The 13,952-nt window shown below is 71.9% G+C and carries 12 protein-coding genes; 7 read left to right on the top strand and 5 right to left on the bottom strand.

The annotated features are described in order from the left end of the window. The first annotated feature begins 25 nt into the window (after positions 1 to 25). The gene (locus tag AC3DEV_RS09000) at positions 26 to 1,354 is read left to right on the top strand and encodes an alpha-hydroxy-acid oxidizing protein (RefSeq protein WP_096907138.1); all 1,329 of its coding nucleotides are present in this window, start codon (positions 26 to 28) and stop codon (positions 1,352 to 1,354) included. Positions 1,355 to 1,474: 120 nt separating this feature from the next. Here the strand turns inward: AC3DEV_RS09000 and AC3DEV_RS08995 are convergent, their stop codons facing one another. The 4 genes from AC3DEV_RS08995 to mfd form a co-directional block, all read right to left on the bottom strand. Beyond that, positions 1,475 to 1,606: a putative transporter small subunit gene (locus AC3DEV_RS08995; RefSeq protein WP_241729263.1), complete on the bottom strand. Its 132-nt coding sequence runs from the start codon at positions 1,604 to 1,606 to the stop codon at positions 1,475 to 1,477. A gap of 18 nt (positions 1,607 to 1,624) precedes the next feature. Further along, a complete protein-coding gene (locus tag AC3DEV_RS08990; RefSeq protein WP_488371870.1) occupies positions 1,625 to 3,358 on the bottom strand; it encodes a sodium:solute symporter family protein in 1,734 nt (577 codons plus the stop codon). A gap of 479 nt (positions 3,359 to 3,837) precedes the next feature. Beyond that, a complete protein-coding gene (locus tag AC3DEV_RS08985; RefSeq protein ID WP_488371869.1) occupies positions 3,838 to 4,761 on the bottom strand; it encodes a MazG nucleotide pyrophosphohydrolase domain-containing protein in 924 nt (307 codons plus the stop codon). Next, a complete protein-coding gene (mfd, locus tag AC3DEV_RS08980) occupies positions 4,758 to 8,432 on the bottom strand; it encodes a transcription-repair coupling factor (protein ID WP_488371868.1) in 3,675 nt (1,224 codons plus the stop codon). The genes AC3DEV_RS08985 and mfd overlap by 4 nt, the downstream gene beginning before the upstream one ends. 129 nt (positions 8,433 to 8,561) lie before the next feature. Between mfd and AC3DEV_RS08975 the strand changes: the two genes are divergently transcribed. Genes AC3DEV_RS08975 through AC3DEV_RS08955 form a run of 5 tightly spaced genes read left to right on the top strand, consistent with a single transcriptional unit; the run spans position 8,562 to position 12,495 of the window. Continuing rightward, positions 8,562 to 9,308, top strand: coding sequence for a vitamin K epoxide reductase family protein (locus tag AC3DEV_RS08975; protein WP_488371867.1), 747 nt, complete (start codon positions 8,562 to 8,564; stop codon positions 9,306 to 9,308). A gap of 6 nt (positions 9,309 to 9,314) precedes the next feature. Continuing rightward, positions 9,315 to 10,064 carry a glycosyltransferase family 2 protein gene (locus AC3DEV_RS08970; RefSeq protein ID WP_488371866.1) on the top strand — a complete coding sequence of 250 codons (750 nt, stop codon included), beginning with the start codon at positions 9,315 to 9,317 and terminating at the stop codon, positions 10,062 to 10,064. Between the two features lie 27 nt (positions 10,065 to 10,091). After that, positions 10,092 to 11,138: an acyl-CoA dehydrogenase gene (locus AC3DEV_RS08965; protein ID WP_488371865.1), complete on the top strand. Its 1,047-nt coding sequence runs from the start codon at positions 10,092 to 10,094 to the stop codon at positions 11,136 to 11,138. Continuing rightward, the gene (locus AC3DEV_RS08960) at positions 11,135 to 11,926 is read left to right on the top strand and encodes a PIG-L deacetylase family protein (protein WP_488371864.1); all 792 of its coding nucleotides are present in this window, start codon (positions 11,135 to 11,137) and stop codon (positions 11,924 to 11,926) included. The genes AC3DEV_RS08965 and AC3DEV_RS08960 overlap by 4 nt, the downstream gene beginning before the upstream one ends. After that, positions 11,923 to 12,495: a class I SAM-dependent methyltransferase gene (locus AC3DEV_RS08955; protein ID WP_488371863.1), complete on the top strand. Its 573-nt coding sequence runs from the start codon at positions 11,923 to 11,925 to the stop codon at positions 12,493 to 12,495. The genes AC3DEV_RS08960 and AC3DEV_RS08955 overlap by 4 nt, the downstream gene beginning before the upstream one ends. 28 nt (positions 12,496 to 12,523) lie before the next feature. Here AC3DEV_RS08955 and AC3DEV_RS08950 read toward each other — a convergent pair whose 3' ends face one another. Further along, positions 12,524 to 13,228, bottom strand: coding sequence for a TetR/AcrR family transcriptional regulator (locus AC3DEV_RS08950; protein ID WP_488371862.1), 705 nt, complete (start codon positions 13,226 to 13,228; stop codon positions 12,524 to 12,526). A gap of 84 nt (positions 13,229 to 13,312) precedes the next feature. Between AC3DEV_RS08950 and AC3DEV_RS08945 the strand changes: the two genes are divergently transcribed. Then, the gene (locus AC3DEV_RS08945) at positions 13,313 to 13,879 is read left to right on the top strand and encodes an HdeD family acid-resistance protein (RefSeq protein WP_488371861.1); all 567 of its coding nucleotides are present in this window, start codon (positions 13,313 to 13,315) and stop codon (positions 13,877 to 13,879) included. Positions 13,880 to 13,952: the final 73 nt, after the last annotated feature.

The following is a 13,952-nucleotide window of genomic DNA, read 5'->3' as shown; positions in this document are numbered from 1 at the left end:
TGAAGGCCTCAGTACGCTCACGGCTATGACGGCAGACTTCGTGACCCCCATCACAGGCACCCTCGGCCGCGCGCGCCAGAACATCATCTACCGCTCCGGCGTCTCCGGGATCACCCCCGCGGTACCGACCGGCGCCGAGAAGCTCGAAGCCGCCGCCCGCCGCGCGCTCCTGCGACGACCCGGCGGCAAGAAGGCCTGGGCCTACGTCTACGGAGGCGCCGGCTCGGGGCAGACGATGGCCGCCAACCGCGAGGCCTTCGACCGCCGGCGACTGGTGCCGCGCATGCTCCGCAACACCTCCCGGCGCGACATCTCCACCACGGTGCTCGGGCAGACGCTCCCCGCGCCCGTCCTGGTGGCTCCGATCGGCGCCGCCGGACTCATCCGTCGCGACGCCGACGTCATGGTCGGCCGGGCCGCCGCCAGGCGCGGACTTCCGTACATCTTCTCCTCGCAGGGTTCCTCGCCCATGGAGGCCACGGCCGCGGCGATGCAGGACAGCCCCCGCTGGTTCCAGCTGTACTGGAGCAGCGACGAGCAGCTGGTCGACAGCTTCATCGCCCGCGCCGAGGCGATCGACGCCGGGGCCCTGGTCGTCACGCTCGACACCACCACCCTCGGCTGGCGGCCGTGGGACCTCGACCTCGGTTCGCTGCCGTTCACCCGCGGCGTCGGGATAGCGCAGTACACCTCGGACCCGCGTTTCCGGCAGTTGGTCGCGGAGCGGGTCGAGCGCGAGGCCGCGGCGGGCGCCGATGCCGATGCCGATGCCGCTGCCGTCAAGGTCACCCCGCAGGCGGCGCTGACGCTGCTCGAGATGGCGCGCAACCACCCGGGCTCGACGCGGGAGAACCTGCGCGCCCCCGAGACCCGCGCCGCCGTGCAGACGTTCCTCGACACGTTCTCCAACCCGGCACTGAGCTGGGACCACCTGGCGACCCTGCGGGACCGGACGAGGCTGCCGATCGTCCTCAAGGGCGTCCTGCACCCCGATGACGCCCGGCAGGCGTTCGATGCCGGTGTCGACGCGGTCATGGTGTCCAACCACGGCGGCCGCCAGGTCGACGGGTCGATCGGCACCCTCGACTCCCTCGTGGCGATCCGCGAGGCGGTCGGCCCGGAGCCGACACTGCTGCTCGACTCCGGCATCCGCAACGGCACCGACGTCGTCAAGGCCATGGCGTGCGGCGCGAACGCGGTGACGATCGGCCGGCCCCACGTCTACGGCCTGGCCATCGCCGGCGAACACGGCGTCGGCGAGGTGCTCGACAACCTGCTCGCCGAGATCGACCTCACCATGTCGCTGAGCGGCGCCAGCTCGTGGGACGAGGTCGACGCCTCACTCCTGGCCTGAGACTCGCGCCCGGTCCGGGGCTCGCACTCGGCGTGGTCGTGGTTCGGTCATGAGCAGAGCCCCCGGTCGGCGACTGCCTACCGGGGGCTCTGCTCTGCAACGGGCCAGCTCTGTGGCGACCTAGATGATCGGGTCGCCTTCGCGCCTGGCCTCGGCGGCCTCCTTGACGAAGCCATGTACGAGGACGGCGAGGACGCCGGCCACGATGACGGGCCAGATCAGGACGTAGATCGTGAGAAGGATCGGTGTCATTGTCAGCTGCCTTCCTTCCTAGACGCGGACGAGGTCGTCGTCGTCGTCATCGGTTCGGACGTTCTGGTCGCGGCCGTCGTCGTCGGACTGCGCCTCGAGGGCCTCCGCCGATTCCGCCGTGTCGTAGTCGGCGGTGCGGGCGGCGATCTTGGCGAAGTCGAAGTCCATCGAGCTACGGAAGGACATCGCGGCACAGACGATCGTGCTCACGGCGTACGCCACGAGCGAAGCGGTCAGGGTGTCGTAGTCACGCAGGAATCCGAAGATGAACGGCGCACTGCCCAGGGCCGCGATCGCGCCGACGACCAGCGCCGGGCGCAGGCCGAAGAACCCGAAGACCATCAGCCCGAGCACCACGCCCACGCCGACCACCGCCAGCGCCTCGATGCCGTACGCGAGCACGCCGCTGTCCGGGATGGCACCGAAACGGGTCGGGAGGAACACCGCGAGCGCCGCGAGCACGGACACGGTGAAGGCCATGTTGGTGACCTTCTTCCAGTAGAAGCTCGCGATCACCGGGAACACCAGGGCACCCCACAGGGCACCCACGAAGACCAGCAGGTCCAGGATGTTGAACCGGATGTTGGCGAACACCAGCGCCGCAGCGGTGGCGACGACCATCGTGAGCCGGCCCACGATGAGCATCGTGCGCGGGTTGGGCACCTTGCCCTTGCTGCGCAGACTCTGCCCGTAGACGTCGGTCATGGCGATCGACGACATGGCCGACAGGTCGGAGTCCGCGGTCGACGACAGCGAACCGATGATCATGATGAAGAACACCGCGACCAGGACGCCCGGCAGGTACTCGGCAGCCACCTGCGGCAGGATGTTGTTGGGGTCGCCGTCCACCGGATCGATACCCGCGTACAGGGCGAGCACGCCCACCATGCCGATGCCGATGATCGTGGCGCCGTAGCCGATCGTCGCCGTGATGAACGTCGGCTTGATCAGGTCCTCGCGCACCGCGAACAAGCGCTGGGCGATGGTCTGGTTGCCGATCGCGTAGGCCAGCACGGCCGCGATGTACGGCGCGCCCTGGTTGAGGAACGCGTCCGAGGAGAAGAAGTTGCTCTGCTGCGGGGTCAGGTTGGCCGCACCCATGGAGAACACCTCGACACCGCCGAGGAAGAAGAACATCGACGGCACGATGATGATGACCGCGCCGAGCATGGCCAGCACCTGGGCGAAGTCCGTGAGCACCGAGGCGCGGAAGCCGGACCACAGCGTGTAGAGCAGCACACCGGCGGCGATCACGATGATGCCCTGCATGAAGCTGAACGGGCTGAGCATGGCGATCAGGGCGCCACCGGCGATGAAGTTCGACGTCAGCGAGATGACCGAGCCCAGGATGTTGGAGCCGGCCAGCATCAGCTGGGAGGAGCGCCCGTGGCGCGCGAACATGACCTCGGCCAGGGTGTGAGCCTGGGGCGCGACCTTTCGGATGCGCCGGCCGAAGGGGTAGATGAACAGGATCATCAGGGCACCCCAGAGCCCGTAGTGGATCGGTCCCGACACACCGTAGAGGTAGCCGGAGTTGACCGAGGCGTACATCGACGAGGCCCAGATCCAGGTGGCCGTCATCGACGCGGCCGAGATGCCGAATCCGATCCGGTGACCGGCCGTCATGTAGTTGTCAGCGTTCTCGTCCTTGCGAGCGATCCGCATGGACATGACCATGGTGCCGCCGTAGAACAGCAGCAGTAGCAATACAAGCGCAGTCGCACTCAGCGCGGGAGAGCCGAGCAAATCCATATCTGCCTTTCTCTCTTTTATTGTCAGAACAACGGGCCCAGCATAGAGAACCCTGACGGGAAACTGAGAATCGCCAAGGTGAGAGGCATTGTCGGGAGGTCCAAAATGGAGTCCGCTCCTCACCGTTCGACGGCCTGCGACCCGGTCACAGGATGGAGGAAAACCCCAAACGGACCTCGGTGCCGAGGCCGATGCTCAGGGAATGTTGTGGATGAACGTTGCCAGATCACCGACCCCAGATAGTTGCGGACGGATGCAAACATTGCGGGTCCTGCCTGCGCCGATGGCCCAAGATCAAGCGGCAGCGGTCGACCCCGGCGAGTGTGCGCTCCGCGAACGGAGTGCCGTCAACTTAAGAGTGGGCTCACATCCCTCAGCAGGTGACTGCGAGGACCACCCCTCGGCCGGGCGCACCCGTGGGCGGGTCGGCGGCGGGCTGGTCGGCGGCGTGCGGGAGGCGGGTGTTCCCGAGGTGTGGATCAGTGCCGGTCGGTGCGGCGGTGCCACGCGGCACGCCACTCATCCGCGCCGGCCTCGGCCGCGGGCACGGGCAGCCGCGACTCCGCGGCCCTGACGGTCTCGGCGAACTCGCGGACCACCCGTCGGTACTCGACCTCCGCCGAGCCGGAGCCGTCGGCGTCGGAGGCCTCGTCGGCGGCGTGGGCGGCGGCGTGGAACAACCCCCCGGCACCGACGTGGACGACCCGCATCCGATCGGGCACGAGATCGTCGGGGATCCCGGCCGACCGGGCGCGCTCGAGAACCTTCTGCCCCAGCGCCAGCGCGGGCATGTCCCAGGAGATCCCCTCGACCACACCGCGCGGCGGGCGGTCGGCACGCTCGGCGGCCTTGGCCTCCTGCCACAGTCGGTCCTGCTCGACGGCATCGAGGGCCCCGTGCCCACGACCGGGCCCGTCGGTGAACCAGTACGGCGCCCGGCGTCGGAGCTTGTCGAGCAGCGCCCCGGCCACGTCCTGCACGTCGAACGGCGACTCGTCCCGCTCGGCTCCGATCGCGGCATGGAACAGCACCTGGAGCAGCAGGTCGCCGAGCTCGGAGACCAGCTCGTCGCGGTCACCGTCGGCCACCGCGTCGACCAGCTCCCACGACTCCTCGAGCAGGTACGGCAGGAGCGAGGCGTGGGTCTGGGCGGACTCCCACTCGCCGTCGCGGCGGATGCGGGCCATCACCTCGATGGCTTCGGCCAGCCGGTCCCCGGCGCCCGTCGAGAAGAGGGTTTCGCCCGTATCGGTCGAGTGGACTCGTGCGAAATCCTCTTCTCGGCGGGGATCGCGGGCGCCGCCGGGGCCGCCGGGGCCGCCGGGGCCGCCGGGGCCACTGTGGCCGCGCGCCGCGCCGCCGGGGTCCGCGTCGGAGGCGGGCCGCCCGCCGCCCGGGCTCATCGCGCGGGCACCGTCTCCGGCTGGATCACCGGGTTCGACCCCTCCGGATCCCCGGCCATCGCCGTGAGGAAGTCGGCGGCGTACTGCAGCATCTCGTCGTCGCGCGCCTTCTCCCCACCCGCACCGGCGCGGGCGCCGGCCGCCTTGGGCAGCGGGAGCAGCACGGTCTTCTGCGTGGCCCGGTACTGCGCGGCCGGGTACATGCGCTTGAGCCGCATCTGCTGCGAGTCCAGCAGGTCGAGCGGGCCGACGCGCAGGCGCGATCCGGCCAGGACGATCTCACGGACCCGGTACTTCTGCGCGACCAGCCGCAGCCGCGAGACGGACACCACGCGGCGGGCCTCGGCGGGTAGCGGCCCGTAGCGGTCGAGCAGCTCCTCGACCACGGCGTCGATGTCGGCGGCCTCCCGCGCCTGCGACAGCTTGCGGTACGCCTCGAGCCGGAGCCGGTCGCCGTCGACGTACTCCACGGGGATGTACGCGTCGACGGGCAGCTCGATGCGGATCTCGCCGACCTCCTCCTCGACCTCCACCTTCTCCCCGTCGGCGATCGCGCGGTACGCCTCCACCGCCTCGCCCACGAGACGGATGTAGAGGTCGAACCCGACGCCCGCGATGTGCCCCGACTGCTCGGCACCCAGAACGTTGCCGGCGCCGCGCAGCTCGAGGTCCTTCATCGCCACGGCCATGCCGGCGCCGAGGTCGTTGTTCTGCGCGATCGTCGCGAGCCGGTCGTACGCGGTCTCGGTGAGCGGCTTCTCCGGGTCGTACAGGAAGTAGGCGTACCCACGCTCACGTGACCGGCCCACGCGGCCTCGCAGCTGGTGCATCTGCGACAGGCCAAGCTGGTCGGAGCGGTCCACGATGAGCGTGTTGGCGTTGGAGATGTCCAGGCCCGTCTCGACGATGGTCGTACACACCAGCACGTCATAGTCGCGGTTCCAGAAGCCGCCGACCGTCTGCTCGAGCTGCTCCTCCCCCATCTGCCCGTGCGCCACCACGACGCGCGCCTCGGGCACCAGGTCGCGGATCTTCGCGGCGGTGGAGTCGATGGTCCGCACGCGGTTGTGGACGTAGAAGATCTGCCCCTCGCGCAGCAGCTCGCGCCGGATGGCGGCGGCGACGTGCTTGTCCGAGTGCGCGCCCACGTACGTCAGGACCGGCAGGCGCTCCTCGGGCGGGGTGAGGATCTGGCTCATCTCGCGGATGCCCGCCAGCGACATCTCCAGGGTTCGCGGGATCGGGGTGGCGGACATGGTGAGCACGTCCACGTGGGTGCGCAGGGACGTGATGTGCTCTTTGTGCTCCACGCCGAAGCGCTGCTCCTCGTCCACGATCACCAGGCCGAGGTTCTTCCACCGCACGCCCGTGGCGAGCAGCCGGTGCGTGCCGATCACCACGTCCACTGTCCCGTCCGCCAACCCGGCGAGGATCTTCTTGGCCTCGGCGTCGGAGGTGAAGCGGCTCAGTCCACGGATCGTCACGGGGAAGCCGGTCATGCGCTCGGCGAACGTGGCCAGGTGCTGCTGCGCGAGCAGCGTGGTCGGCACCAGCACCGCGACCTGGGTGCCGTCCTGCACGGCCTTGAACGCGGCGCGCACGGCGACCTCGGTCTTGCCGTAGCCGACGTCGCCCACCACCACGCGGTCCATGGGGGCGGTCTTCTCCATGTCGTGCTTGACGTCCTCGATCGCCGTGAGCTGGTCGACGGTCTCCGTGAAGGGGAACGCGTCCTCCATTTCGCGCTGCCACGGGGTGTCGGGGCCGAAGGCGCGCCCGGGCGCGGACTGCCGCTTGGCGTACAGCTGGACCAGCTCGGTCGCGATCTCGCGGACGGCCTTGCGGGCCTTGCGCTTGGTGTTCTGCCAGTCGGCGCCGCCCATCTTGGACAGCGTCGGGGCCTCGCCGCCGACGTAGCGGCTGAGCTGCCCGAGCGACTCCATGGGCACGTAGAGCCGATCCCCGGCCGCGCCGCGCTTGCCGGGCGCGTACTCGATGACCAGGTATTCGCGCCGTGAGGAGCCGTCGCCACCGCGCACCTGCCGTTCGACCATCTCCACGAACTTGCCGATGCCGTGCTGGTCGTGCACCACCCAGTCGCCGGCCTTCAGTGCCAGCGGGTCGACCTGGTTGCGGCGCTTGGAGTGGCGGGCCTTGGGGCGGGTGGTGGAGCCGAGGCGGTTGCCGGTGAGGTCCGTTTCGGAGACGACGACGAGGTCATCGGCCACCCCGGCGGCGCCAGCGCCGGTGGTGAGCGAGAACCCGCCGTGCAGGACCGCCTCGTAGACCGACACCAGTCCGGAGGCGGGCTCGGATCCCGCCGTCGCGGCCGTGGCGGGGACCTCGGCCTCGGACAGGCGTTCCAGGATGCGGGCGACGGTGCCGTGACCGGGCACGACCATCGCGGCCCGTCCGCCGCCGCCGACGAGGGCGCGGAGCCGGACGAACATGGCCTCCATCTCGGAGTCCTTGCCGCGCGGGGCGGGCGGGTCGCCGGCGGGGACGGTGATGACCGCGCCGTCCTCGGGGTCGGTGAGGAACCCGGGCGGGACGAGCTGCCACCACGCGCGGCCCGCCTCGGTGGCCTCGGAGCGGACGGCGGAGAAGGTGCGGTAGCCCGAGCCGGACAGGTCCAGCGTCTCGCTGTCCACGGGGGCGTCGCCGCCCATGGTGGCCGCGGTCCACGAGGCCTCGAGGAACTCCCGACCGGCGGAGGCCAGGTCGGCGGCGCGGCGGCGGACCTTGTCCGGATCGCACACCACCACGCGGGTGTCGGCGGGCATGAGCATCGGCAGGGTCGTCATGTCCTCCGGCACGAGCACCGAGGTCAGGGCCTCCATGCCGTCGCGCGGGATGCCCTCGGCCAGCGAATCGAGCAGCTCGGCGAGCGTCGGGTTGGCGCGGTGCTCGGCGGCCAGCTCCCCCGCCCTGGCCCGCACGGCGTCGTCGAGCAGGAGCTCGCGGCACGGGAACAGCACCGCGGACTCCACCTCGCCGTCGGGCAGGGAGCGCTGGTCGGCCACGGAGAACTCGCGGATCTCGGCGATCGTGTCGCCGTCGAACTCGATGCGCAGCGGGTGGTCGGCGGTGGTCGGGAAGACGTCCACGATGCCGCCGCGCACCGCCACGTCCCCGCGCCGGGCGACCATGTCCTCACGCAGGTACGCGAACTCGGCCAGCCGAACCATGAGGTCGGTGGGGTCCAGCTCGGCGCCCTTCGCCAGCCGCACCGGCTCCCGGCGGGCCGCGCCGGGCGAGATCGGCTGCACCACCGACCGCGCCGCCGCCACGACGATCCCCGGGGGCCGCCCCGACAACACCGAGTTCAGCACCTCGAGCCGGCGACCGATCGTGTCCGCCGCCGGCGAGAGACGCTCGTGCGGCAAGGTCTCCCAGCTCGGGAACTGCGCCACCTCGTCGTCGTACAGCCCCGACAGCTCGTCGGCCAGTTCCTCGCACTCGCGTTCCGTGGCCGTCACCACCAACAACGGGGCGCGCTGCGCCACGGCGGCGACGAGGAACGGCCGCAGCGCCTCGGGCGCCCGGACCACCGCCGCGTCGCGGTCCAGACCCTCGCGCAGGTCGGCCAGCGCCGAGTTGGCCAGGACCGCACCCGCCAGACCGGACAGTGCGGCGGTCGCGGGAGTGGTGGCGGGGGCGGTGGTGGTCACGCGTGTGGATCCTCCGGGTAGGGGGTTCGTCGAGCGGGGGTGTGCGGGTCGCACGGGTGGTGGGACGCACACCTGAATGGCCGCAGATCCACCACTCTAACCGCGCACCCGCCCCGGTAGCCTGTGCGTATGCGCGAGACCACAGACGCCGAGCACGTCGACCCCCGGCCCGTCGACCCCCGGCCCGTCGACCCCGGGCACGGCGACACCCAGGGCGCCCCCGCCGGCCCGGTGACGATCTCCCCCGCCGCGGCCACCGCCGACGACGCCGCCCCCGACACGATCGGCGCGCGCGTGTTCACCGACCGGTGGATCGGCGTGCTCCTGACACTCGGCTCGGCCCTCGCGTTGGTCGCGTCGTTCCAGCTCAGCCTGGACAAGATCCGGCTGCTGGAGAACCCGGACTACACGCCGGCGTGCAACTTCTCCATCCTCATGAGCTGCAAGAGCGTCATCAACTCCGAGCAGGGGGCGGCGTTCGGGTTCCCCAACCCGTTCATCGGGCTGATCGGGTTCGGCATCGTGATCGCGATCGGCGTCGCCGCCGCCACGGGGGTGCGGTTCCCGCGCTGGTACTGGGTGGGTGCGCTGCTCGGGCTGACGTTCGCCGCCGGTTTCGTCCACTGGTTGGCCTACCAGTCGATCTTCCAGATCCAGGTCCTGTGCCCGTGGTGCATGGTCGTGTGGGCGGCCACCATCCCCATGTTCTGGTACACGTTGCTGCACGTGCTGGCCAAGCTCACCCGGGCTCGGTGGGTGCGCGCACTGCAGCGGTGGCACCTGGTGCCCGTGGTGGTCTGGTACCTCGCGGTGGCCGGGGTCATCCTGTGGGCGTTCTGGGACTTCTACTGGGCCGACTTCTTCGCCAACCTCTGACCGGCCGTGGAGTACACCGGGGTCGACGTCGTGATCCCCGCCCACGATGAGCAGGACCTACTGGCGGGCTGCCTCGACGCGCTCGAGGACTGCATCGCCGCCACCCCGGTCCCGGTGACCGTGACGGTCGTGCTGGACTCCTGCCGCGATGCCACCGAGGAGATCGCGCGGGGCCGGGCCCGGATCGTGCGGACGAGCGCCCGCAACGTCGGCATCGCCCGCGCGCGCGGGTTCGACTCGCTGCGGCGGCCCTCGTCGTCGTCGCCCGGCTCCGTGCCGTCCCCCTCGCGGCGCTGGTACGCGACCACCGACGCCGACTCCCGCGTGCCCCGCACGTGGCTCACCGACCAGCTGGCGGTCGCCCGCTCCGGCGCCGACGTGGTGGCGGGCCTGATCGCGGTCGACGACTGGTCGGACTGGACCCCCGCCACCCGGCTGAGCTACCTCGAGGGCTACCACCCGGGTCCCGGCCACCGGCACATCCACGGCGCCAACATCGGCATCTCCGCCCGCGCCTACCGGCGGCTCGGCGGCTTCGACCCGCTCCCCGTGCACGAGGACGTCCAGCTGGTCCGGCGCGCGCAGGCGGCCGGGCTGACGGTCGCGTGGTCCACCGCCGCGCCGGTGATGACCTCGGCCCGCCGGACCGCGCGCGCTCCCGGTGGCTTCGCCGGTCACCTCGCCGCCACGGAATGCGCCGCCACCGAACGCGCTGCCAACGAACGCACCGCCAGCGCAGGGACCACCGCGTCATGACCGCGTGTCCGCGAGCAAGGAGGCCCCGTGAGCAACACTGACGTGCCCCCCGGCGGCTCCCCGGACGCCGCTTCGTCCGCCGACCTGGCCCGCGAATGGGTCCGCGCCGGCCGCGCCGACCTGCCCCTGCCCGCCCGCGGCGACACCCGCACGAGATGGTCCGAGCTCACCGCGATGTGCACCCGGGACGTCTCCGCCGGCCGCCTGGTCGAGGCCCACGCCGACGCCGACGCGATCCTCGCCGAGATCTCCGGCACCCGCGTGGGGCGCGACGAACTGTGGGGCGTGTGGGCGGCCGAACCGCCGATGCCCGTGCTCCGCGCCCGGCGCGTGGGCGGGGGCTCGGGCTCGGGATCGGGCTCGGGCTCGGGCGGGGACTCGGCCGGCGGGTGGGTACTCGACGGGGTCAAGGCCTGGTGCTCCGGCGGCGACGTGTGCACGAACGCCCTGGTCACCGCGTTCGACGACGACGAGCCGCGCCTCTTCGCCGTCGACCTGCGCCAGCCCGGTGTCGCGCCCCGGGCGGGCGGCTGGGCGCACCCGGGGATGGCGGGCAGCCGCACCACCGCCGTCGAGTTCACCGACGTGCCGGCCCGCGCCGTCGGCGACCATCGCTCCTACCTCGAGCGGCCCGGGTTCTGGCACGGTGGGATCGGGGTGGCCGCCTGCTGGCTGGGCGCCGGGATCGCCGTGGCCCGGCCCCTGCTCGCACGGTCGACCCGGCCCGACATCGACTCCCACGCGCTGGCCCACCTCGGCGCCGTGGACGTGGCCCTGGGCGGGGCGTCGTGGGCGCTGGACGCCGCCGCCGCGGAAGTCGATCGCGACGGACCCGGCGCCGACCTCACCGTCGCGCGCCACCGGGCCGTGCGCGTGCGGGCGATGGTCGAGGCCGCGGTGGACGAGACCATCCGGCGCGTCGGCCGGGCGCTCGGCCCGGGACCGCTCGCGATGGACCCGCGTCACGGGCAGAACGTCCTCGACGCCGAGGTGTACATCCGGCAGTTCCACGCCGAGCGTGACCTCGCCGGGCTGGGCGCCACCGCCCGCACCCACGGCGGGTGGGCGCGATGACCACCGATCCCGCCGAGGGCGGTTCCACCCACTGGACCGGCATCGGGCTCGACGACCGCGGCACTCCCCACGCCGACTGGGATGCCTGGTTCGGCGGGCGTACTGCCGACCCGGAGCTGACCGTACCGTCCGGGATCCGGCGGGTGGTCGTGGTCGCGCCGCATCCCGACGACGAGATCCTCGGCGTGGGCATCACCGCCGCCCGGTTCGCCGCAGCCGGGGTGGAGGTGGTGATCGTGGCCGTCACCGACGGCGACGCTTCGCACCCCGACTCCCCCACGGTGACGCCCGCGCGGCTCGCCGCGCTGCGGATCTCCGAGAGCCGGCGCGCCTGCGCGGCGCTGGGCCTTCCGGAGCCGGTGCGGGTCGGCCTGCCAGACGGCGGCGTTCACGGGCACGAGACGCGTCTGGCCGACGCGATCGCCGAGGCGATCGGTGACGTCCCCGGTGAGGACTGCGTGGTGCTCAGCACGTGGCGCGGAGACGGCCACCCCGATCACGAGGCCTCCGGACGCGCGGCCGCCCGGGCCTGCGCCGCCATCGGAGCGCGACTGGCGGAGTACCCGGTGTGGACCTGGCACTGGGCCGAGCCCGGCGATCGGCGCGTGCCCTGGGACCGGCGGCGCCGCGTCGTACTCACCGACACCGAGCTCGCCGCCAAGCAGGCGGCGGTCGCGGAGTTCGTCACCCAGGTCGCTCCGCTGTCCGATCGGCCGGGGGACGAGGCGATCCTGCCCGACTGGATCCTCGACCGCCTGGTCACGCGCTCCGAGACGGTGTTCTGGTGAGCACCCCGGGCCACTACTTCGAGGAGATGTACTCCGGGTCGGCAGACCCCTGGGACTTCGCCGGCTCCTGGTACGAACTGCGGCGCTACGGGCTCCTCGTCGCCTCTCTCCCCGAGCAGCGGTACCGCGTGTGTTTCGAGCCCGCCTGCTCGGTGGGGGTGCTCACCGAGATGCTCGCCGGGCGGTGCGACGAGGTGCACGCAGTGGATGTCGTCGACTCCGCCGCCGGGCAGGCCCGCGCGCGCATCGACCGCGCGGGGTTGGATCACGTGCACGTGCGCACCGCCGACGCGTTGGACCCGTGGCCCAGGCGGTCCTGCGACCTGTTGGTGCTCTCGGAGTTCCTCTACTACACGCCGGCCGACGGGCTCGACGACCTGCTCTCGGCACTGCTGCGGCTGGCCGAACCCGGCGGCACCGTCGCGGCCTGCCACTGGCTGGGGCGGTCGGACGACCACGCCTGCCACGGCGAGGACGTCCACGCCGCACTGGCACGCCGCCCCGACCTCACGCGGCTCGTCCACCACCGCGAGGAGCACTTCCTCCTCGAGGTCTTCCGCCGCACCTGATTCCCGGCTGCAGCTAGTCCGGCTGCAGCTAGTTCGGCTCCGCCTCCGGCTGCGGTTCCGGCTCCGAAGCCGGCGCCTCGGCCTCCGCCTCGGCTCGAGTGACGAGGTGCACTATCGCCTCGGTGTGGAGACGGAACAGCTCGGTGACGTCGGCGTCCCCGGTCAGGGACGCGAGGAAGATCCCGTCGCCTCCGGCGAGGGCGTAGGTGGCGAGCACCCGGGCATCCGCCTCGGGTAGCCGCGGACGGACCCGCCGGAACTCCGCCGCGATGCGCTCCAGGGCGTCCCCGCGCAGGCGCAAATAGATTCCCCGGGCGGCCGGCTCCACGGGACGCCGCTCCAGCGCCAGCATCAGGCCCAGCCGGAGGAAATCGGGAGACTCGCGGAACGTCCGGGCCACGCCCAGGCAGAAGGCGGTCACGCGCTCCCGCAGGGCTTCGCCCTCCCCGCGGGTGACCTGGCCCAGCCACAACTCGACGCTCTCCTCGACAACCGCCGCCAGCAGTGCGTCCTTGTCCGCGAAATGCCAGTAGATCGAGCTCGCCGGGAGCCCGCTCGCCTTACTGACCTGCGCGATCGAGGTCCCCTCGTACCCGCGTTCACCGGCCACCGCGGCGGCCGCCTCGATGATCCGACGCCGGGACTCCCGGCCCTTGGCACGGGTGCGCCTGCCCGTGGACCCCGTCGGCTTCTCCGCCATCCGCTCCCCCGCTCCCTGTGTCCGGCGACTCATTGCGAATCTCCCCGGATCAGACTTACCGTAGTGATCACTACAGTACCGCGCGGCGGCAGACGTCAGCGCAGGAAAGGTGGAGAAATGATCGAATCACTGACCCGGAACTGGTGGGTCCAACTCATCCGCGGAGCACTGGCGATCGCCCTGGGCGCGACCGCACTGGCCTCCCCCGCCACGGGCATGACGCTCGCGGTGTTCCTCGTGGCGGCCTTCGCCATCGGTGACGGCGCCATGACCATGACGACCGGAGTGGCACTCCCGGACCGGACCCCCGGCCGCGGCGGCCTCATCCTCGCCGGCACCGGTTTCATGATCCTCGGGCTGATCGTCCTGTTCTGGCCCGGCATCTCGGCCACCGCGTTGGTTCTGCTGTTCGCCACCTGGCTGGTGGCCTCCGGCGCCCTCATCGCCTACGGCGCCCAGACCCTGCGCTCCGAGATCCGCGACTCGTGGGCCATGGTGACACTCGGCGTCGTCTTGGCGGTGGTGGGTCTCGGGCTGGGCGTCGTGGGCCCGGCGGCGGTCGACACGTTCGTCACCTTCGCCGGCTGGTTCGGCCTCGCCGTCGGCGGGGTCATGGCCGCCGTAGCGTTCCGTCTCCGCGCCGACTCCGACCGGCTCGAGCACCGGGTGGCCGTCGCAGCCTGAACCGCGCCACCCTCATCCACCGGCAGAGTCCGTCGCCCGACCGTGCTGGGCCCGGCCTCGCGCGACGGGGAGC

The sequence above is a fragment of the Dietzia sp. IBK-p2-15D genome (assembly GCF_057773105.1).
The sequence above is the reverse complement of the archived record's forward strand: the minus strand, read 5'-3'. Positions and strand labels throughout refer to the sequence as shown.

What these genes read in the sequence shown, in the direction of transcription:
- AC3DEV_RS08960 (WP_488371864.1), top strand. Translation starts at nt 11,135, where the DNA reads ATGACCACCGATCCCGCCGAGGGCGGTTCCACCCACTGGACCGGCATC.
- AC3DEV_RS08950 (WP_488371862.1), bottom strand. Translation starts at nt 13,228, where the DNA reads ATGAGTCGCCGGACACAGGGAGCGGGGGAGCGGATGGCGGAGAAGCCG.
- AC3DEV_RS08975 (WP_488371867.1), top strand. Translation starts at nt 8,562, where the DNA reads ATGCGCGAGACCACAGACGCCGAGCACGTCGACCCCCGGCCCGTCGAC.
- AC3DEV_RS08945 (WP_488371861.1), top strand. Translation starts at nt 13,313, where the DNA reads ATGATCGAATCACTGACCCGGAACTGGTGGGTCCAACTCATCCGCGGA.
- AC3DEV_RS08995 (WP_241729263.1), bottom strand. Translation starts at nt 1,606, where the DNA reads ATGACACCGATCCTTCTCACGATCTACGTCCTGATCTGGCCCGTCATC.
- AC3DEV_RS08985 (WP_488371869.1), bottom strand. Translation starts at nt 4,761, where the DNA reads ATGAGCCCGGGCGGCGGGCGGCCCGCCTCCGACGCGGACCCCGGCGGC.
- AC3DEV_RS08990 (WP_488371870.1), bottom strand. Translation starts at nt 3,358, where the DNA reads ATGGATTTGCTCGGCTCTCCCGCGCTGAGTGCGACTGCGCTTGTATTG.
- AC3DEV_RS09000 (WP_096907138.1), top strand. Translation starts at nt 26, where the DNA reads ATGACGGCAGACTTCGTGACCCCCATCACAGGCACCCTCGGCCGCGCG.